Annotated in this window: 17 protein-coding genes; 11 read left to right on the top strand and 6 right to left on the bottom strand. The window is 41.0% G+C overall.

Going from position 1 to position 19318, the window contains the following annotated elements:
- Positions 1–4 precede the first annotated feature (4 nt).
- From K8P02_RS13455 to rfbB, 3 genes are all read left to right on the top strand, one after another.
- Positions 5–1711, top strand: coding sequence for a RagB/SusD family nutrient uptake outer membrane protein (locus K8P02_RS13455; protein ID WP_025866732.1), 1707 nt, complete (start codon positions 5–7; stop codon positions 1709–1711).
- Between the two features lie 223 nt (positions 1712–1934).
- A complete protein-coding gene (gene rfbA / locus K8P02_RS13450; protein WP_007487030.1) occupies positions 1935–2801 on the top strand; it encodes a glucose-1-phosphate thymidylyltransferase RfbA in 867 nt (288 codons plus the stop codon).
- 21 nt (positions 2802–2822) lie between these two features.
- The gene (gene rfbB / locus K8P02_RS13445) at positions 2823–3956 is read left to right on the top strand and encodes a dTDP-glucose 4,6-dehydratase (RefSeq protein ID WP_002562466.1); all 1134 of its coding nucleotides are present in this window, start codon (positions 2823–2825) and stop codon (positions 3954–3956) included.
- 54 nt (positions 3957–4010) lie between these two features.
- Here the strand turns inward: rfbB and K8P02_RS13440 are convergent, their stop codons facing one another.
- A complete protein-coding gene (locus K8P02_RS13440) occupies positions 4011–4907 on the bottom strand; it encodes a 1,4-dihydroxy-2-naphthoate polyprenyltransferase (RefSeq protein WP_223381373.1) in 897 nt (298 codons plus the stop codon).
- A 121-nt stretch (positions 4908–5028) separates the two neighbouring features.
- Here K8P02_RS13440 and K8P02_RS13435 point away from each other — a divergent pair, with 121 nt between their 5' ends.
- Positions 5029–6075 carry a metallophosphoesterase gene (locus K8P02_RS13435; protein ID WP_223381371.1) on the top strand — a complete coding sequence of 349 codons (1047 nt, stop codon included), beginning with the start codon at positions 5029–5031 and terminating at the stop codon, positions 6073–6075.
- 191 nt (positions 6076–6266) lie between these two features.
- On the opposite strand, the gene nadD is transcribed toward K8P02_RS13435, so the two are convergent.
- The 5 genes from nadD to K8P02_RS13410 form a co-directional block, all read right to left on the bottom strand.
- Positions 6267–6839: a nicotinate (nicotinamide) nucleotide adenylyltransferase gene (gene nadD / locus K8P02_RS13430; protein ID WP_025866733.1), complete on the bottom strand. Its 573-nt coding sequence runs from the start codon at positions 6837–6839 to the stop codon at positions 6267–6269.
- The gene (gmk, locus tag K8P02_RS13425) at positions 6836–7402 is read right to left on the bottom strand and encodes a guanylate kinase (protein WP_007487037.1); all 567 of its coding nucleotides are present in this window, start codon (positions 7400–7402) and stop codon (positions 6836–6838) included. Before gmk ends, nadD begins: the two co-directional genes overlap by 4 nt.
- A gap of 54 nt (positions 7403–7456) precedes the next feature.
- On the bottom strand, positions 7457–8335 hold the full coding sequence (locus K8P02_RS13420) for a YicC/YloC family endoribonuclease (protein WP_007487038.1): 879 nt from the start codon (positions 8333–8335) through the stop codon (positions 7457–7459).
- Positions 8336–8457: 122 nt separating this feature from the next.
- On the bottom strand, positions 8458–10056 hold the full coding sequence (locus K8P02_RS13415; protein WP_223381369.1) for a histidine kinase: 1599 nt from the start codon (positions 10054–10056) through the stop codon (positions 8458–8460).
- Positions 10053–12182 carry a sensor histidine kinase gene (locus K8P02_RS13410; protein ID WP_025866734.1) on the bottom strand — a complete coding sequence of 710 codons (2130 nt, stop codon included), beginning with the start codon at positions 12180–12182 and terminating at the stop codon, positions 10053–10055. The genes K8P02_RS13415 and K8P02_RS13410 overlap by 4 nt, the downstream gene beginning before the upstream one ends.
- A 172-nt stretch (positions 12183–12354) precedes the next feature.
- On the opposite strand from K8P02_RS13410, the gene tsaB reads away from it, so the two are divergent.
- From tsaB to rseP, 7 genes are all read left to right on the top strand, one after another.
- On the top strand, positions 12355–13044 hold the full coding sequence (gene tsaB, locus K8P02_RS13405) for a tRNA (adenosine(37)-N6)-threonylcarbamoyltransferase complex dimerization subunit type 1 TsaB (protein ID WP_007487044.1): 690 nt from the start codon (positions 12355–12357) through the stop codon (positions 13042–13044).
- Positions 13045–13092: 48 nt separating this feature from the next.
- Complete coding sequence (locus K8P02_RS13400) at positions 13093–13707, top strand: DUF4290 domain-containing protein (protein WP_025866735.1); 615 nt, start codon at positions 13093–13095, stop codon at positions 13705–13707.
- 150 nt (positions 13708–13857) lie between these two features.
- Positions 13858–15162 (top strand): UDP-N-acetylglucosamine 1-carboxyvinyltransferase, encoded by a 1305-nt coding sequence (gene murA / locus K8P02_RS13395; RefSeq protein WP_002562455.1) that lies wholly within the window; start codon positions 13858–13860, stop codon positions 15160–15162.
- Positions 15159–15698: a ribosome maturation factor RimM gene (rimM, locus tag K8P02_RS13390; RefSeq protein WP_025866736.1), complete on the top strand. Its 540-nt coding sequence runs from the start codon at positions 15159–15161 to the stop codon at positions 15696–15698. Before murA ends, rimM begins: the two co-directional genes overlap by 4 nt.
- Positions 15699–15774: 76 nt before the next feature.
- On the top strand, positions 15775–16635 hold the full coding sequence (locus tag K8P02_RS13385) for a M23 family metallopeptidase (RefSeq protein ID WP_002562453.1): 861 nt from the start codon (positions 15775–15777) through the stop codon (positions 16633–16635).
- A gap of 3 nt (positions 16636–16638) precedes the next feature.
- Positions 16639–17814, top strand: coding sequence for a 1-deoxy-D-xylulose-5-phosphate reductoisomerase (locus K8P02_RS13380; protein WP_002562452.1), 1176 nt, complete (start codon positions 16639–16641; stop codon positions 17812–17814).
- A 19-nt stretch (positions 17815–17833) separates the two neighbouring features.
- Positions 17834–19186, top strand: a complete 1353-nt coding sequence (gene rseP / locus K8P02_RS13375) for an RIP metalloprotease RseP (protein WP_002562451.1) — start codon at positions 17834–17836, stop codon at positions 19184–19186.
- The last annotated feature ends 132 nt before the right edge of the window (positions 19187–19318 follow it).

The following is a 19318-nucleotide window of genomic DNA, read 5'->3' as shown; positions in this document are numbered from 1 at the left end:
AGATATGAAAACTAAAATCAAACATAAAGGAGCATTGCTCACTTTGATCACAGTATTATTCTTTTTGGGGAGTTGTGAGGATATGTTGAATACGGATTCTTCAAGGGTTGCCTTTGAAGATGATAATCAGCTCAAGTCGCCCAACGATTCAATTTATTCTGTGATAGGTATACTCTCACAGCTTCAAAAGGTGGGAGAACCCTATGTGTTACTTGGTGAGTTGCGTGGTGATTTGATGACTGTGTCTGATAATGCGTCTTTTTCTTTGAAAGAGATTAATAACTTCGATATTACTTCGGAGAATACCTATTTGAATAAGCGGAATTATTATACGATCATCAATAATTGCAATTATGCGATTGCCCGGATGGATACTGCAATCACCATTCGTAATGAGAAAGTGATGTTGCCTGAGTTTGCGGCGATAAAAGCGATACGGGCATGGACCTATTTTCAGTTAGCTCAGATTTATGGAAAGGTAAGTTACATTACTGAGCCGATTTTAGATTATGATACGGCTTTAAAAGAATATCCAGTGATCGGGATGGACGATCTGGTATCAAAGTTGATTACCGATTTGCTTCCTTATATCGATGTACGTAGTCTGAATTATGGCTCTATTGACGGTTTGTACTCACCATTATTCTTTATTCCTATTCCGATGTTACTGGGAGATTTATATCTCTATCAGAATCAGTATAATGAAGCTGCTGGTATGTATTATAAATTGATGGTTGATAGAAACTATTCTATCTCATCAAGCTATATTAGTTATTGGAATTCTCAGGCTCGTGACGGTGCTACCGGTGAACATATCAATTCTTATATTGATGAAGTGATTACTGAAATAGCGTATAGTTCTGTACCGAAAGACTATCACACTGATTTGGTTAACATGTCTTTCAATAATGTAACAAGTCTGCTGCCCACACAAAACTTTATTGACGAAATGTCATTGAAAACACACTTCTTTGCCACCCGTTTGGACGGAACGATTACGGCTTACTTTACAGGCGATTTGCGTGGAAACATAAAACTTCCATCTACCAATGAAGAGTTGGGAGATGCGTTTGAATCGGTGAATATTGCGGGTGTGGGTCCGAAGATGCTTATTAAGAAGTTTGTGAATGGTGCGCAAGAGGAATTTACAATACCTGTTGAGGATAACAATGGATTGCTGGAGAATGCATATATTCTGAGATCGATTCCTCTTTATCGTCATCCTCACCTTTATTTACGCTTTGCTGAAGCTGTAAACCGTGCCGGAAAACCTACATTTGCCTTTGCGGTGTTGAAATATGGATTGACGGAAGAAACAATTGCTAATCTGGAAAGGGTAAATCCTGCTGAATTGGCTGGTGGAGAATCGTATCTTGATTTCTCGTTTACGTCTTATAATGTAGGTACGGCTTGCCGTGGACGTGGGATGGGTATTTCGAAAGATATGTCTGACTTCGTGATTCCTGATTTCTCACAGAATCCTCCTGCTGTAGCGTTACAGGATTCTATTGATTGGGTTGAGCAAAAAATACTTGAAGAGATGGCTGCGGAAACGGCCTATGAAGGTAACCGTTTCTTTGACTTACTACGTATATCGCATCATAGAACAGATCATCCGGCATTTATGGCTGAAAAGGTTGCTGTAAAATATGGGAATCCGGAAGCTATGAAAAGTAAACTGATGGATATAAATGCATGGTTTTTGAAATAGAAAACGAAGGAAGATGAGATGACCGCTGGATTTTATTATCTGTAAATAAAATTCAGCGGTCATTTTTTCATAAGTGTTTATTTCTTGAAGGTGATTACAATTAGGATTCGATCTATTCTATAAATGTAATAAAAAGCAGAATACTGCTTATACTATTGTCTTTTTATTTTGTCATTTCAAAATTCTTTCCGTTCTTTGTCCCCGTAATTACAAAGAACTACTTATGAAAGGGATTATTCTTGCCGGTGGAAGTGCTACGCGCCTCTATCCATTGTCTAAAGCCATATCGAAACAAATCATGCCGGTATATGACAAGCCGATGATTTATTATCCACTCTCTACATTGATGCTGGCGGGTATTCGTGAAGTATTGATAATTTCTACTCCCCGTGATCTGCCAATGTTTCGTGATCTTTTGGGAACGGGTGAAGAGCTGGGTATGTCTTTTCAGTATAAGATACAAGAGCAGCCTAATGGGTTGGCACAGGCATTTGTACTGGGTGCTGATTTTCTGAATGGAGAAGCGGGATGTTTGATACTTGGAGATAACATGTTTTATGGACAAGGATTCTCGGCTATGCTTCGTCGGGCGGCTATGATAGAGAAGGGGGCTTGTGTTTTTGGTTATTATGTGAAAGATCCCCGTGCGTATGGAGTAGTCGAGTTTGATGAATCCGGAAAGGTCATTTCTCTTGAAGAGAAGCCGGTTACTCCAAAAAGTAATTATGCTGTTCCCGGTCTATATTTTTATGATGCTACTGTTACTGAAAAGGCTGCATCGCTTCAACCTTCTGCCCGGGGGGAATATGAAATTACTGATTTGAATAAGCTTTATCTCGAGGAAGGTACGTTGCAGGTTGAGCTTTTTGGCCGTGGTTTTGCCTGGTTGGATACAGGAAATTGTGATAGTTTGCTTGAAGCCTCTAATTTTGTAGCTACTATTCAGAACCGACAGGGATTTTATGTCAGTTGTATTGAAGAGATAGCTTGGCGTAACGGTTGGATCACAACAGCGCAACTTCGTGTACTGGGTGAAGGACTGCAAAAGACAGAGTATGGTAAATATCTTTTGGAACTGGCTGAACAATAAAATCAACATAACAGAAATAATATGAAAACTTATCTTGTAACCGGTGCTGCCGGATTTATTGGCGCTAATTATCTGAAGTACATTCTGGCCAAGCATGATGACATTCGTGTAGTGGTGCTTGATGCACTGACTTATGCCGGAAACCTTGGTACCATTGCAAAAGACATCGACAATGAACGTTGCTTTTTTGTGAAAGGAGATATCTGTGATCGTGATTTGGCTGATCGGCTTTTTGCTGAATATAAGTTCGACTATGTTGTGAACTTCGCTGCTGAAAGTCACGTTGACCGTAGTATTGAGAACCCTCAGTTATTCCTTATTACTAATATTTTGGGTACGCAGAACTTGCTTGATGCTGCCCGTCGTGCCTGGGTGACAGGAAAAGATGAGAACGGATATCCAACCTGGCGTAAAGGGGTACGTTATCACCAGGTATCTACTGACGAGGTGTATGGCTCGTTAGGGGCTGAAGGGTATTTTCATGAAACAACTCCGCTTTGCCCGCATAGTCCGTACAGTGCTTCAAAAACAAGTGCGGATATGGTGGTAATGGCTTACCATGATACGTATAAAATGCCGGTTACTATCACTCGTTGTTCTAATAACTATGGTCCGTATCATTTCCCGGAAAAACTGATTCCGTTGATTATCAAGAATATTCTTGAAGGAAAGAAACTTCCTGTATATGGTGACGGTAGTAATGTACGCGATTGGCTGTACGTAGAAGACCATTGTAAAGCTATTGATCTGGTAGTGCGTCAGGGAGTAGAAGGCGAAGTATACAATGTGGGTGGACATAACGAAAAGACCAATCTTGAAATTGTTAAATTGACCATTGCTACTATACATCGTCTGATGACTGAGCATCCGGAATATCGTAAGGTACTGAAAAAGCAGGAAAAGAATGCTAATGGTGAAATAACTATCGATTGGATGAACGAGAGTCTGATTACTTTCGTGAAAGATCGTTTGGGACATGACCAACGTTATGCTATTGACCCTACAAAGATTACCGATGCGTTAGGCTGGTATCCTGAAACAAAGTTTGAAGTGGGTATTGTGAAAACCATTGAGTGGTATCTGAACAATCAGGAATGGGTGGAAGAAGTAACCAGTGGCGATTATCAGAAATACTACGAAAGGATGTATAAATAGTGATTAATGATTAGTGATAAGTGATTAGTGGCTGCGCTATTATGCCGCATGGTACTAATCACTAATCACTAATGACAGTGATAGAAGTATCCCCATAAGCAGCATATTGCGCGAAGTTTCGCCCAGTATGCTGTTTAGCTTTTTACCACTATGTATCTTTACCATTTTGCGCCAGGTGACGATGTGCAGTGTAAGATAAATAACTGCTGTTATGATGGCTGGAATGAGTGTCTCCGACAATAGCCACAGGCTCAATATTGCAGCAATAATTCCCAATATCAGATACAGGTATCTGCCGAAGGGTTCTCCGAAACGGACTACTACCGTTCTCTTTCCGCTTTGTGCATCCGCTTCCCTGTCACGGTAGTTATTTACTACCAATAGAGTATCTACGATCAATCCGCAAATGAATGAAGCTATTGTTACATTCGGAGTCCATGTGAGTGCCTGTACGTAATAGGTGCCTCCTACCGGAACAAATCCGAAAAACAGGAGTACTAATGCATCTCCCCAACCGTTGTACGAAAGGGGATAAGGCCCTGTGGTATAGAAGAAAGCGAACATTACACATAGTATCCCCACGAGTATCAACTGCCAGCCTGCATAAAACAGTAGTATACATCCGATAAGACATGCTATGGCTACGGTAAATAATATTCCCCGTTTCATGGCACCGGGAGAAATCCAGCCTTGTGCACAAGCTCGTTCCGGTCCCAGGCGGTCTTCCCGGTCTGTACCTTTCAGGAAGTCGAATAAGTCATTGATAAAATTGGCTGCAATCTGCATCAACCCGGCGAAAAGAAAACAGACCAGTGCAGGCAGCCAGTGAAATTGTCCGTCGGCATAAGCTAAAGCAGTACCTACCAGAACAGGTGTAGCTGCTCCTGCCAGTGTTTTGGGGCGTGCAGCAAGTATCCATGTACGCAAAGAATTTTGTTTTATCTCTTCCATGCTGCAAAGATACTTCAAAAATCTGTATCTTTGCTTCTCGAAAAATAATTTGCTGTTGGTCTTCATGATATCTCTCTGGCAACAAATTAGCATATTGCTTGTTTACTTATTATTTTGACATATGAAGAAGCTAATATACCTCCTGTTTCTACTTTCTTTTCTCTTTTCTTCCTGTAAATCGAAGAAAAATCTGGTAGTATCTCCGTCCTATCCTATACTGAATGCAGATTCTCTATATTCTGATACTTCCACTCTGTCCTCTACACTCTTTGCTCCGGATTATTCGACACTAAAGAATCCGGAACGTAGCAAGAAGCGTCAGAAACAGTCTAAACCTGTTGTGGCTCGTCCTTCTGTTCCGGCAGGAACGGCTCCCGGTACATTAATTACGCATTCTGAAGTAAGTGTTTCCTCCGCTTATAAAGGAGTAGACCGAGTGGTAAAGTATGACTTTACCCATCGGGATGTGCCCGAAGCTTTTGATGGTTTCCGCATGGCTTTTATCTCCGATTTTCATTATAAGAGCCTTTTTAAAGAAAAGGAACTGGCTGGTCTCGTTCGCTTGTTGATAGCCGAACAGGCCGATGTACTGCTGATGGGAGGGGACTATCAGGAAGGTTGTGAATATGTACCCGAATTGTTTGCTGCTTTGTCTCAGGTGAAAACTCCGATGGGAACGTATGGTGTGATGGGCAATAATGATTATGAGCGTTGCCATGACGACATTGTTCGTGAAATGCAACGTTATGGTATGCGTATTCTTGAACACCGGGTGGACACATTAAAGCGCGATGGGCAACAGATACTTATTGCCGGTGTGCGCAACCCTTTTGATTTGAAGCAGAATGGTAAATCGCCTACGCTTGATCTTTCTCCTGAAGACTTTGTTATTTTGCTTGTTCATACTCCTGATTACGTCGAAGATGTTTCCGTTGCAAATACTGATCTTGCTCTTGCCGGACATACTCATGGTGGACAAGTGCGTATCTTTGGTTATGCTCCTATTATCCCTTCTCACTATGGAAGCCGTTTTCTTACGGGATTGAAGTATAATACGGCCAATATACCGATGATTGTTACCAATGGGTTAGGAACTTCTAACAGGAATATACGTATCGGTGCTCCGACAGAAGTGGTGGTTATTACGTTGCATCAACAGAAAGAGTAGTAACATGGATCACACTTCCTTTCGTATCGTATGTTGTAATAGGATGTAGAGGAAGTCGTAACCCAACGATGTACGAGATGCACATGTCGTGCAGTACGAGATGTGCATCTCGTACTGTTCGACATGCACATCTGGGGATGTACGACATGTGCATGTCGTACAACGTTCCTTACTGAGATGCAGGGGTGTCCTTATAATTCGGCACGTAGCAGGCGATAGACAGCCGGATGGAGGAAGTAACGTACATCTTTTCCTTCGGTCAGAGCACGACGGATAAATGTGGAGCTTATTTCGAAAGTAGGAGAGTCGACGATACGGACTGTTCCGGGTAATTCGTCTTTGTTTACGGGATATCCGGGACGTGGATAAATGAGTATTTGGTTTTCTGCAATAATTCGTTCTGGTTCGCGCCAACGGTCGAAGGTCAGCCAGTTATCCGAACCAATAATAAGATGAAATTCCCGTTCCGGATAGCTGCTTTTCAGACAGTCCAGCGTGTGGACTGTATACGAGGGGCGGGGAAGATGAAATTCAAAATCAGAAGCACGGAAATGTGGATAGTCTCCAATGGCAAGCTGTACCAGTCGGAGACGCAATTCGTCGGGCCATAAATCAGCTTGCTCTTTCAATGGATTGTGTGGGCTTACTACAAACCAGACCTCATCTAACCCGCAGAATTCACAAAGATAATTAGCCAGTGCAAGATGTCCAATGTGTATCGGATTGAAAGAGCCACTGAATATTCCGGTTTTCAATTTACTCATAATGTCAGAAACTCTCTGATTACTTTCAGCGCTTCCGCTTTGGCTGTTTCCAGATCATCGTTGATAATCACTTTATCAAATCTGGGGGCAAAGCTCAATTCATATTCGGCTTTAGCTATACGATGTTCTATGACTTCGGGAGCATCTGTGCCCCGGCCCGTTAGACGACGACGAAGCTCGTCTACACTGGGTGGTTGGATAAACAAGGATAAGGCCCGTTCTCCGTAGAATTTCTTTATATTACATCCACCTACCACATCTACATCGAACACTACATTTTGCCCGGCTTCCAATTGCTGTTCCACCTGTGCTTTCAAGGTACCGTAGTAACGATCTTTGTATACTTCTTCATATTCCAGAAATTCATTGTTCGCAATACGCTGGCGGAATTCATCCGGAGAGAGGAAGAAGTACTCTACTCCATGCTTCTCTTCACCACGTGGCGGACGGCTTGTAGCCGAAATAGAGAATGCAAGGTTTAAATCTTGCGTTAGCAGATAGTTTATAATTGTAGATTTACCCGAACCCGAAGGAGCGGAAAAAATAATAAGTTTCCCTTTCATACACTATTTGTGTTAGTAAAACAACGCTTGCCGCACTTCTCCGTGCGGGAAGCACTACATAATGTTGAGTACCTGTTCCTTTATCTGTTCCAGTTCATCTTTCATCTGGACTACAATCTTTTGCATCTCTGCATGATTGGATTTACTACCCAATGTGTTGATTTCACGTCCCATCTCCTGAGCAATAAATCCGAGTTTCTTGCCTTGACCGTTACCACTTTCCATGGTGCTGATAAAGTATTTCAGATGATTGCTGAGGCGTTGTTTTTCTTCATTGACATCGAGTTTTTCTATGTAATAGATAAGCTCCTGTTCCAGACGGTTTTTATCATAATCCACGCTTAGAGTTTTTTCGAGGGCGTCTGTAATACGTTCCTTAATTTTCTCGACACGTTCTTTTTCATATGGAGTAATAGATTCCAGCAGGTGAGAGATGTTTGCTATCTTTTCGCGAAACTTCTTTTCCAGTGCTGCACCTTCCTGTTTGCGGAAATCAACCAAATGTTTTATAGCTTCTTCAATAGCGACGTGCACAGTTTCCCATTCTTCTTCAGTCAGTTCTTGTATTTCTGTTTTTGTCATTACGTCCGGCATACGAAGTAGTGTTTGAAACCAGTCTACAGGAACCGGAATGTTTAGATTGTCTGCAATATCTTTTATTTGTTTATAATATCCTTCTATCAATGCTTGATTGATAGGCGTAGCACTTTCAGCACTCTCCTTTTTCTCTACCCAAAGGCTGAAATCTACCTTACCGCGTTCCAGCGTCCGTGAGATTTCATTACGGATTTCCATCTCTTTTTCACGGTATGCCGGAGCAATACGAGCAGATAAATCCATTGCTTTACTATTGAGCGATTTAATCTCTACATTTATTTTCTTTTCGGTCAGCTCAGCAGTCGCTTTGCCATATCCCGTCATAGATTGTATCATATAATCAATTGTTTTTTGCAAAAGTACAGGAATATTTTAAGATTATTGCTTCAAAACCGAAAAAATATGCCGGTATATCCCTCTGCTATGCCTTTTATTAAGGGGGGATTTTGTTATATATGTTATTGAGAAGAACTTTCTTTATAAGCAGTTTCCAGCATATTGTCCAATGAGGAGGTTAGTTCTTTGCAATTGTCAGTGATAATATCAGAGTACTGAGCCCGTTTTTCGAAACTTAACGAATCATCTGTTATTTGCTTGGTGAAGGTGTTGATATTATCTAATGGTGTACGTACTTCCCGGCAAATGGATTTAACGAAGACTGATTTCATACGTTCACTTTCCTGTGCTTTTCGGGTATGTCGGATTAATTCTTGCTGAAGCTTTTTAGTACGTTGCAGATTAATATAAAAGTAGATACTGAAGAGGATAGAAATGATTACTAATCCCGTAGTACAATAAAACGCAATACTGTGGATATTACTGCTGATTGCTGCTTTTTCCAGTTTAAGTTCGGATGCTTCGTCGGTCACTTGCATCTCGCCGATCTGTTGCAATAACTCTTTTCGTACCAATGAATCTGTTACGTGGATAGCTCGTTCGTACACCAGGCAGGCTTCTTCCTGTCGTTTTAGCTCTCTCAGTAATCTTGCCTTTTTCTGATAATGGGTAGTATAATTCACGTTGATTGCTTTTCCACTTTCGATAAGGTTTATGACTGAATCACAGAAAGCCAACGCTTGTTCCTTGTTTTCCAGGCTCTCATAATATTGTTGACTGGCCGAGTAGAAATAGAGTTTGTTACGTAAAAGAGCGTCTCCTTTTCCGTCTCTTACAAATTTACAATATTTAGTATAGTATTCATTTGCTTTTACTTTACCTATAAGCTTATGACTAAGCATTAATTGCTGATAGCATATCAGATAAGCATTGTCTTTGTAGATATAAGGACGGCGGTTGATAACTTCTTTCTGGGCGAAGTATTCATCCATTCTTTTCAGATATTCTTCTGAGATTCTGATTAATTTATCACTGTCTCCGGTGTTTTTATACGAAAAGCTTAGCATGACGTAAATATTGGCTGTGAAGTTCTTACGGGCAGGGAGTGGAAATTCATCTACCAGCCTCCAGGCTTCTTCCCAATATGGTAATGCTTCGCTAAAGTCAGAGCTCTCTGTCAACGAGATAAATAAGTAGCGTATTACTCCTGTGAGAAAGAGCCGGGAAGCTTTCTGATATCTGTTCTCAGAAGTTTTTTGTGCATTAATCTCTTCCTGGATGCGATCACAAATTTCTGCTCGTTCATCCCGTGAAGCCATTTGCAGGATTCGTGCTTTATGTGTCATTTTATAATATTCCGGTATACCATCTTCGGCAGAATTTTTCATAAGACTTTCTGCTTGGTTGAGAACCATCAACAGAGAATCTCGTTTTTCCGGATTGTTTATCATACCGATTGTGATTGGTCCCAATGATGCAGATAGAGCAAATCTATCATTGACCTGCTGTGCTTCTTTATATAATTCGCGTGCAATAGATATTTCATCAGGATCAGAGTCGGACAAGTCTAATATATTAATTAATAGTGTGATCCGTTGAGGGACATCAATGGTATGTTTCAGTACGTTCTGTAAACTATCTTTCAACGTGTTTTCTGCAGATAAAGCGAACGGTGTACAGAAAAGAAAAAGTAATAATATGTAATACTTCGTAGTGTTCATTCTGTTTGGTTGTTTCCCATAGGGATTGTGAAGATGAATTTACTTCCTTTAGACCAGTTCGGATCTATTTTTATGTTTCCATTCATATGCCGTGCAATAAGACGACATAAGTATAGTCCCAATCCGTTACCAAGAGTAAATGTATTCAGCTTGGTGAAACGCTGGAATACATATTCGTGTTTGTCTGCCGAAATGCCACAGCCGGTATCTGTTACATTAATAATTATTTTTTTATTTTCTTTGTTACAACTACAAGATAAACAAATGCTACCTTCTTGGGTGAACTTATTTGCGTTGTTCAGTAAGGAACGTAATAACAATGAGAGGTATTGTGCGTGGGTGTGGGCTATGCACTCTTTCACAGGAAGATCAAGTAAGTATTGTATGCCTTCTTTCCCTTCTGTCTCTTGCAGGTATTCCATTTCCGTACGGCAAATAGAGGTAACTTCTATATCCTCCAGAGGAAGTGCTTCGGTAAGGCTGTCCAGATTGGCTACTTCTATCAGGCTGTCGAGTAGTGAGGTTAGTATTCGTGTATTCTCTTGTATGATGTTTTGATATTCTTTTTTATCTTCTGTAGGGGTCGATTCGTCAATCAGTATCTCAGAGAAACCGTTTATAGAATTTAAAGGAGTACGTATCTCATGGCAGATAGAGTTAATGAAAGCAGACTTCATCTGTTCGCTTTCTTGTGCCTTGATACTTTGCCGGAAAATTTCCTTTTGAAGTTTACGCGTCTTTTTAAGGCTTTTATAGTAATACATACTGATAGAAACCACTACGATCAAAATACAGATAGTGAAGATAAATTCTACCAGTCGGTTTTGAGCTGTCAGTACCGTTTTTTCTAGTTTGAGTTTATCAATATCATTTTTAAGACGTAATGCTTCAACGCGTTCAACGTATTCTTTCTTGATTAAAGAATCAGAAACCTGCATCGCACGGTCATAAGCGATACAGGCGTCTTCCGGGCGATTGGCACGACGGAAAAGGTAGGCTTTATTTTTGTAGGTTTCCAATATCCGGGTGAATCCGGGGGCATGGTTGGTTTCAATCATGTGGATGAGTGAGTCACAATTAGCAAGGGCTTCATCCACCCGATGCATATTTCCCAGAAAGAGATAAGCAGTCTCAAAAAGATATATTTTGTTCCGGTCCAAAAACTCTTCTTGGGCAGACAGCATATGTTGGCGGAAAAGGTTATAAATCTTGTAAGCTTCTTCGTCACTGATATACATAGCACCGCGTATCAGCTGTGTGTAATATCTCACGTAGGTATTGTCTTTATAGAGAAAAGGACGTGGATACACTTCCTCTGAAAGTTTATAGTAAGCTTTACATTCATCAATTACTTGCCAGGTGATTCTTTTTTGGTTTTCGTAATCTTGTTGCTGATTGTAAGCGCCACTCAGAAGAGAATGGATAGAGCCCAAATAATATCTGCGGACATATTCTCCCGGAAAATCCTGTGCTGTATTCCAAGCTTCTTCCCAAAGTGGAATTTCAGGTACATAGATTTTAGATTTACCCTGGTCGTTGAGTTCCCACAACTGCATCAATCCTTCAAGAAACAAACGTTTCACTTTCTGATATTTGTCTTCAGTAGCTTGCCGGGCTTTGAACTCTTTACGTATCTGCCGGAAGAATTCTGTACGTTCCTGCTTGTCGGTTGTAACACCAATTAATCTATGGTAGATATTCATTTTGAAGAAGGTGGCTGCTCCTTCGGCAGGAGTTCCTTTTTCTATTTCTTCCAGCGTTTTGATGTAATAGTTGTGTAAAGAATCTGATTTTTCTTGCTGATTGGCGTACTTAGTGACCATGTGAGTTACTGCCACAAAGATTGCATAAGGATCTTTCGTCTTTTTACCTTCTTCGAACAATTGCCTCGTGTATTGTGTTTCAATCCCGTTTCCTTCACTTATATCTTTTAGGTTGAGAAGTAAATCGATACGTTTGTGAGGGTTTGTAGTTTGGTTGAGCAATGATTTCAGACTGTCTTCACGGATTACTTGGGCAGACATTAGAGGGATACCGGGTTTGTTTTCTTGGAAAGATTGTGCCAGAGAAACATTAGTCCTCAAGCAGCAGAGAAGGATACATATGATGCAGCGAAGATAGCTCATGTAATGTTTGTTGTTTATTTACGCCTTTTACTTGTATAAAACGGCCTGCTAAAGTAAGCAAAAAAAACATTTTAACAATGAATTTTAACTGAAATCTGCTTTAATTCATGCTACTGTGTGGTAATCTGAAAATAATCAGTTAAATTTGCGTCAGTTTAATAATCTGAAAATTATGTCGTGTATCTTACATATTGAAACCTCTACCGCAGTGTGTTCGGTAGCGGTGAGTGAAGACGGACAAACGATTTTTGTGCAGGAAGATATGAAAGGTCCTTCACACGCCGTGTCGTTGGGAGTTTTTGTTGATGAGGCTTTGTCGTTTATCGATAGTCATGCAATCCCTTTGGATGCGGTGGCTGTGAGTTGTGGACCAGGGTCATATACCGGACTTCGTATCGGGGTTTCAATGGCTAAAGGGATTTGCTATGGGCGTAATATACCGTTGATTGGCATTCCTACACTTGAAGTATTGTGTGTACCGGTATTGTTGTATCATGAGTTGCCGGAAAATGCTCTTCTCTGTCCAATGATTGATGCACGCCGTATGGAGGTATATGCAGCTGTTTATGATCGTAGCCTGAATGTGATACGTCCTATTTCTGCGGATATTATCGACGAGGATTCCTATCTTGATATTTTAGATGAACATCCGGTTTATTTCTTTGGTAATGGTGCAGCCAAATGCAGCGAGAAGATAACACATTCGAATGCGCATTTTATTGACGATATACATCCTTTGGCTAAAATGATGTTTCCGCTTGCCGAGAAAGCTGTAGCAAAGGAGGATTATAAGGATGTGGCCTATTTTGAGCCTTTTTATTTGAAAGAGTTTGTTGCTTCCCTTCCTAAAAAGGTGTTGTAACAGGTGCTCTGCTCTTATTTTTAACTTTTAATTTTTAATTATTATTTTATGCAGTATAACACCCAACAGAAGAGAATGCCCCTTCCCGAATATGGGCGAAGTATCCAGAATATGGTAGATCATGCACTTACTATCCAAGATCCGGCCGAGCGCCAACGTTGTGCAAATACTATCATCAATATTATGGGAAATATGTTTCCTCATCTAAGAGATGTACCCGATTTCAAACATAAACTGTGGGATCATTTGGCTATTATGGCTAACTTCAAGTTGGATATTAAATATCCATACGAGATCATCCACGAGGAGAATTTAGGAACAAAACCGGAACCGATCCCTTATCCAAGTACTAAAATCCGCTATCGTCATTACGGACGTACGCTTGAGATACTTATCAATAAAGCATGTGAATTTCCGGAAGGAGATGAAAAGAAAAATCTGGTTGCTCTTATTTGTAACCATATGAAGAAAGATTATATGGCTTGGAATAAAGATACGGTAGACGATCGTAAGATTGCTGAGGATTTGGCAGAACTTTCCGGTGGAAAACTACAGATGGATGATGACATTGTTCGTTTGATGGCAGAACGTTTGGCACAGAACTATCGTCCGAAAATGAATTATACCAATAACCGGAATAATAATCAGAGAAGAAAATATTGATTAAGTAGTAAGTAGCTAGTAGTAAGTAGCTAGTAGTAAGTAGATAGAATCCATGTGGCGTGTTGTCTGAACTACCAACTACTAAATTGACTATTAGTTACTTACTACTGAATTCCAGCTACTAGCTACTAAATTCTAACTACTAATCATATGGCTTCATTTGTAATCGAAGGAGGGCACAAACTGTGTGGGGAGATTCATCCGCAGGGTGCTAAAAACGAAGTGTTGCAGATTATCTGCGCTACATTGCTTACTGCTGAGGAAGTAATAGTAAATAACATTCCCGATATTCTGGACGTCAATAATCTTATTCAGTTGATGAGAGATATGGGGGTGACAGTTGCAAAGCAAGGTGTTGATACTTATAGTTTCAAAGCAGAGAGTGTAGATCTGGCCTATTTGGAGAGTGATGAATTTCTGAAGAAATGTTCCAGTTTGCGGGGATCTGTGATGCTGATAGGCCCTATGGTAGCTCGTTTTGGCAAAGCAATGATTTCCAAACCTGGTGGTGATAAGATTGGCCGTCGTCGTTTGGATACCCACTTTATTGGTATTCAGAGTTTGGGAGCCGATTTTAGATACAACGACGAACGCGGTGTTTATGAGATTACTGCAGATAAATTGCATGGTACTTACATGTTGTTGGATGAAGCTTCCGTAACCGGAACTGCCAATATTGTAATGGCTGCTGTTCTGGCGAAAGGAACAACAACAATTTACAACGCTGCTTGTGAGCCTTATCTACAGCAGCTCTGCAAGATGCTCAATCGGATGGGAGCCAAGATCAGTGGTATTGCATCTAATCTTCTGACTATTGAAGGGGTGGAAGAGTTACATGGGACACAGCATACCGTATTGCCTGATATGATTGAGGTAGGTAGTTTTATCGGTATGGCGGCTATGACAAAGAGTGAAATCACTATAAAGAACGTTTCTTACGAAAACCTGGGTATTATTCCTGAAAGTTTTCGTCGTCTTGGTATTAAACTGGAACAGCGTGGAGATGATATTTATGTCCCTGCACAGGAAAACTTCCAGATAGAATCATTTATTGACGGTTCTATTATGACTATTGCCGATGCACCCTGGCCGGGACTTACTCCCGACTTGCTTAGTGTGCTGCTTGTAGTAGCCACACAAGCCAAAGGAAGTGTGCTGATACATCAGAAGATGTTTGAAAGCCGTCTGTTCTTTGTAGATAAACTGATAGATATGGGAGCACAGATAATACTTTGTGACCCGCACCGTGCTGTTGTAATCGGACACAATCATGGTTTCAAATTGCGTGGTGGTAATATGACTTCACCCGATATTCGTGCCGGTATTGCTTTGCTGATTGCTGCTATGAGTGCCGAAGGGATCAGTCGTATTCATAATATAGAGCAGATAGATCGTGGTTACCAGAATATTGAAGGCCGGTTGAATGCTATTGGCGCGCGAATTACACGAATATGATAAGAAAAGAAGAAGTATATAAAATAGGAATTTTTAATAAACCTCATGGTATACATGGTGAGTTGTCGTTCACTTTTACAGATGACATCTTCGACCGTGTTGATTGTGACTACTTTATTTGTCTGCTCGACGGTATTTTTGTTCCTTTTTTTATAGAAGAGTACCGTTTCCGTTCTGACTCCACAGCTTTGGTGAAACTTGAAGGAGTAGATACTGCCGAGCGTGCCCGTATGTTTACCAATGTAGATGTATATTTCCCTATAGAGCATGTGAACGAAGCGGAACCGGGAGAACTCTCCTGGGATTTCTTTGTTGGTTTCCGTATGGAGGATGACACTCACGGCGATTTGGGAGAAGTGACAGATGTAGACACATCTACTGTTAACACGCTTTTTGTGGTAGAACGTCCGGATGGTGAAGAACTGTTGGTACCTGCACAGGAAGAGCTTATTAAAGGTATTGATCAGGAACGGAAACTCATTGTGGTTGATTTGCCCGAAGGGTTACTGAATCTTGATGAACTTGAAGAAGAATGAATCAGTGTTAATCTGTGTAATCAGTAGTAGAAAGAATTAGCGAAATGCTTACATTTGTACGCAATACGATAAAATAATGCCAAAGAAGAAACGCAGTAAAGCCTTTTGGAACAATATAAAGTTCAAGTATAAACTCACTATTATCAACGAGAATACACTCGAAGAGGTGGTGGGGATTCGTGTATCAAAATTGAATGGTCTTTCTGTTTTGCTCTCTGTGTTGACTATTCTTTTTTTGATTGCTGCCATTATTATTGCTTTCACTCCTTTGCGCAACTATCTTCCCGGATATATGAATAGTGAAGTTCGTAACCAGATAGTAGCTAACGCTTTACGTGTGGATTCTTTGCAACAACTGGTAGAACGGCAGAATCTGTATATTATGAATATTCAGGATATCTTTAGCGGAAAAGTCCGTGTTGACTCCGTACAAAGTATGGATACACTGACAACTTTGCGTAAGGACTCTCTAATGGAACGTACCAAACGTGAAGAGGAATTCCGTCGCCAGTATGAGGAGGCAGAGAAGTACAACCTTACCTCTATTACTTCGCAGCCTAATGTGAACGGACTGATTTTTTATCGTCCTACACGTGGTATGATTTCTGCTCACTTTGATGCAGAGAAGAAGCATTACGGAACAGATATAGCCGCCAATCCCAATGAAAGTGTACTTGCTACGTTGGATGGTACGGTTATTCTGAGTACCTATACAGCCGAAACCGGTTATTTGATAGAAGTGCAACACAATCAGGACTTCGTTTCTATTTATAAACATTGTGGTTCATTATTGAAACGTGAAGGTGATAAGGTACAGGCAGGAGAAGCTATTGCATTGGTAGGAAACAGTGGTACGCTTACTACTGGTCCTCATTTGCATTTTGAGTTGTGGAATAAAGGACGTCCGGTGAATCCCGAAAAGTACATTGTATTCTAAATCATGAATAAAGAGATAAAAAAGAAACAAATAGCTATATTAGGCTCTACAGGCTCTATTGGTACGCAAGCTCTACAGGTGATTGAAGAACATCCCGAATTGTATGAGGTATATGCTCTGACAGCCAATAACAAAGTAGATATGCTTATAGCCCAGGCACGAAAGTTTCAGCCCGAGGCCGTGGTTATAGCTAACGAAGAGAAATATGATCAGCTGAAAGAGGCGTTAAGAGATTTGCCGATTAAAGTATATGCCGGTACCGAAGCTTTGTGTCAGATTGTAGAGTCCGGACCGATAGATATCGTGTTGACTGCTATGGTGGGATATGCCGGACTGAAACCTACGATCAATGCCATCCGCGCCCGTAAAGCCATTGCTTTGGCAAACAAGGAAACGCTGGTTGTAGCCGGAGAATTAATTAATGTATTGGCGCAGCAGTACCGTACTCCTATTTTACCTGTAGACTCGGAACACTCAGCAGTATTTCAATGTCTTTCCGGTGAGGTGGGGAATCCTGTTGAAAAAGTAATACTGACTGCTTCTGGTGGTCCGTTTCGTACCTATACTCTGGAGCAGTTGCAAACTGTCACTAAAGTGCAGGCGTTGAAGCATCCTAACTGGGAGATGGGAGCTAAGATTACGATCGACTCTGCTTCTATGATGAATAAAGGTTTTGAGGTGATTGAAGCCAAATGGTTGTTTGGTGTGCAACCAAGTCAGATAGAAGTAGTGGTGCATCCTCAATCGGTTATTCACTCGATGGTGCAGTTTGAAGATGGTGCCGTGAAGGCACAATTAGGTATGCCTGATATGCGTTTGCCTATTCAGTATGCATTCTCTTACCCCGACCGCGTTGCTTCTTCGTTTGATCGTCTGGATTTTGCCAAGTGTACCAGTCTCACCTTTGAACAGCCTGATACCAAACGTTTCCGCAATCTGGCTTTGGCTTATGAAGCTATGTATCGCGGAGGCAATATGCCTTGTATTGTTAATGCCGCCAATGAAGTGGTGGTTGCTGCTTTTCTGCGTGATGAGATAGGCTTCCTTGCAATGAGTAATGTAATAGAACAAACGATGGAACGTGCTTCGTTCGTACAGGTTCCTACGTATGATGACTATGTGGCAACTGATGCCGAAGCCCGCCGCATAGCCACTGAACTAATAGTAAATTGTAAATAGTAAAATTGTAAATAAACCGATGGAAACATTCTTAATCCGTGCCCTCCAGTTGATAATGAGCCTTTCGTTGCTTGTTATTATACACGAAGGAGGACATTTTCTCTTTGCCCGTTTATTCAAAGTGCGGGTCGAAAAGTTTTGTTTATTCTTTGATCCCTGGTTCACTCTTTTCAAGTTCAAACCAAAGAAGAGTGATACAGAATATGCCGTAGGCTGGTTGCCTTTAGGTGGTTATGTCAAGATCTCTGGAATGATAGACGAGTCAATGGATACTGACCAGATGAAACAGCCTGAACAACCGTGGGAATTCCGTTCTAAACCGGCTTGGCAACGCTTGTTGATAATGGTAGGTGGCGTATTGTTCAATTTCCTGTTGGCATTGTTCATCTATTCTATGATTCTTTTCACCTGGGGTGATCAATATATTAAAATTCAGGAAGCACCGTTGGGTATGCAGTTCAATGAGACTGCAAAGGCTGTGGGCTTTCAGGACGGTGACGTACTGCTATCAGCTGATGGTGTGGAGTTTCTGCGTTATGATGCTGATGTGTTGAGCCAGGTTGCCGATGCACGTGAAGTGACTGTACTTCGTGGAGGACAGAAAGCTTCTGTTTATATTCCCGAAGATATGATGCAGCGTTTGATGGCTGACAGTGTACGTTTTGCTTCTTTCCGGGTGCCTTATGTGGTAGATAGTATAATAGCCAATTCGCATGCAGCTCAGGCTGGCCTTATGCCGGGTGATAGTATTATTGCACTTGATGGCAAACCTGTTTCTTATTTTGATTATCTTGAAGAGATGGCTGCACGTAAACAGAAGGCAGCAGCTTTGAGTAACGATACTGTAGATTTGCATCAGATCACGTTGACTTATGTTCGTGCCGGAGAGATGGATACCGTAACTTTAGGTACAGATTCTGCTTTCCGTATCGGTGTTTATGCACAGCCTATGAACCGGGTGATGCCGATGGTTACTAAGGAATATGGTTTCTTTGAATCTTTCCCTGCCGGTGTGCACTTAGGAGTGAAAACATTGAAAGGCTATGTTGGCAATATGAAATATCTCTTCTCAAAAGAGGGAGCTAAGCAGTTGGGTGGTTTCGGAACAATCGGAAGTATTTTCCCCGCTACCTGGGATTGGCATCAGTTCTGGTATATGACGGCATTTCTCTCTATTATTCTTGCCTTTATGAATATTTTGCCTATTCCTGCATTGGATGGCGGACACGTATTATTCCTTTTCTACGAAATCATTGCGCGTCGCAAACCGAGTGATAAGTTTATGGAGTATGCACAGATGGCAGGTATGTTCCTGCTTTTCGGATTGTTGATATGGGCTAACTTTAATGATATATTGAGATTTTTCTTTTAAGATAATTTCGGTACAGAATATACAGGAGGCACAGAGGTTTTATAATATTATCCTCTGTGCCTCCTGTGTTCATTCTTAATTTAAAAATTTCTATTCTTTTTGATGAAGATCAAGCACTTATACACTGTTTCA

It is taken from the genome of Bacteroides nordii, from assembly GCF_019930665.1.
In the GTDB taxonomy this organism is placed as follows: Bacteria; Bacteroidota; Bacteroidia; order Bacteroidales; family Bacteroidaceae; genus Bacteroides; species Bacteroides nordii.
Note: the sequence above shows the minus strand (reverse complement) of the source record. Positions and strands in the feature narration are given on the sequence as shown.

Excerpts from the sequence above, each read along its gene's own strand:
- rfbA (WP_007487030.1), top strand. The coding sequence starts at position 1,935 with ATGAAAGGGATTATTCTTGCCGGTGGAAGTGCTACGCGCCTCTATCCA.
- K8P02_RS13385 (WP_002562453.1), top strand. The coding sequence starts at position 15,775 with ATGCCAAAGAAGAAACGCAGTAAAGCCTTTTGGAACAATATAAAGTTC.
- K8P02_RS13440 (WP_223381373.1), bottom strand. The coding sequence starts at position 4,907 with ATGGAAGAGATAAAACAAAATTCTTTGCGTACATGGATACTTGCTGCA.
- rseP (WP_002562451.1), top strand. The coding sequence starts at position 17,834 with ATGGAAACATTCTTAATCCGTGCCCTCCAGTTGATAATGAGCCTTTCG.
- tsaB (WP_007487044.1), top strand. The coding sequence starts at position 12,355 with ATGTCGTGTATCTTACATATTGAAACCTCTACCGCAGTGTGTTCGGTA.
- murA (WP_002562455.1), top strand. The coding sequence starts at position 13,858 with ATGGCTTCATTTGTAATCGAAGGAGGGCACAAACTGTGTGGGGAGATT.
- gmk (WP_007487037.1), bottom strand. The coding sequence starts at position 7,402 with ATGAAAGGGAAACTTATTATTTTTTCCGCTCCTTCGGGTTCGGGTAAA.
- rimM (WP_025866736.1), top strand. The coding sequence starts at position 15,159 with ATGATAAGAAAAGAAGAAGTATATAAAATAGGAATTTTTAATAAACCT.
- K8P02_RS13410 (WP_025866734.1), bottom strand. The coding sequence starts at position 12,182 with ATGAGCTATCTTCGCTGCATCATATGTATCCTTCTCTGCTGCTTGAGG.
- K8P02_RS13415 (WP_223381369.1), bottom strand. The coding sequence starts at position 10,056 with ATGAACACTACGAAGTATTACATATTATTACTTTTTCTTTTCTGTACA.
- K8P02_RS13435 (WP_223381371.1), top strand. The coding sequence starts at position 5,029 with ATGAAGAAGCTAATATACCTCCTGTTTCTACTTTCTTTTCTCTTTTCT.
- K8P02_RS13380 (WP_002562452.1), top strand. The coding sequence starts at position 16,639 with ATGAATAAAGAGATAAAAAAGAAACAAATAGCTATATTAGGCTCTACA.
- K8P02_RS13455 (WP_025866732.1), top strand. The coding sequence starts at position 5 with ATGAAAACTAAAATCAAACATAAAGGAGCATTGCTCACTTTGATCACA.
- K8P02_RS13420 (WP_007487038.1), bottom strand. The coding sequence starts at position 8,335 with ATGATACAATCTATGACGGGATATGGCAAAGCGACTGCTGAGCTGACC.
- K8P02_RS13400 (WP_025866735.1), top strand. The coding sequence starts at position 13,093 with ATGCAGTATAACACCCAACAGAAGAGAATGCCCCTTCCCGAATATGGG.
- rfbB (WP_002562466.1), top strand. The coding sequence starts at position 2,823 with ATGAAAACTTATCTTGTAACCGGTGCTGCCGGATTTATTGGCGCTAAT.
- nadD (WP_025866733.1), bottom strand. The coding sequence starts at position 6,839 with ATGAGTAAATTGAAAACCGGAATATTCAGTGGCTCTTTCAATCCGATA.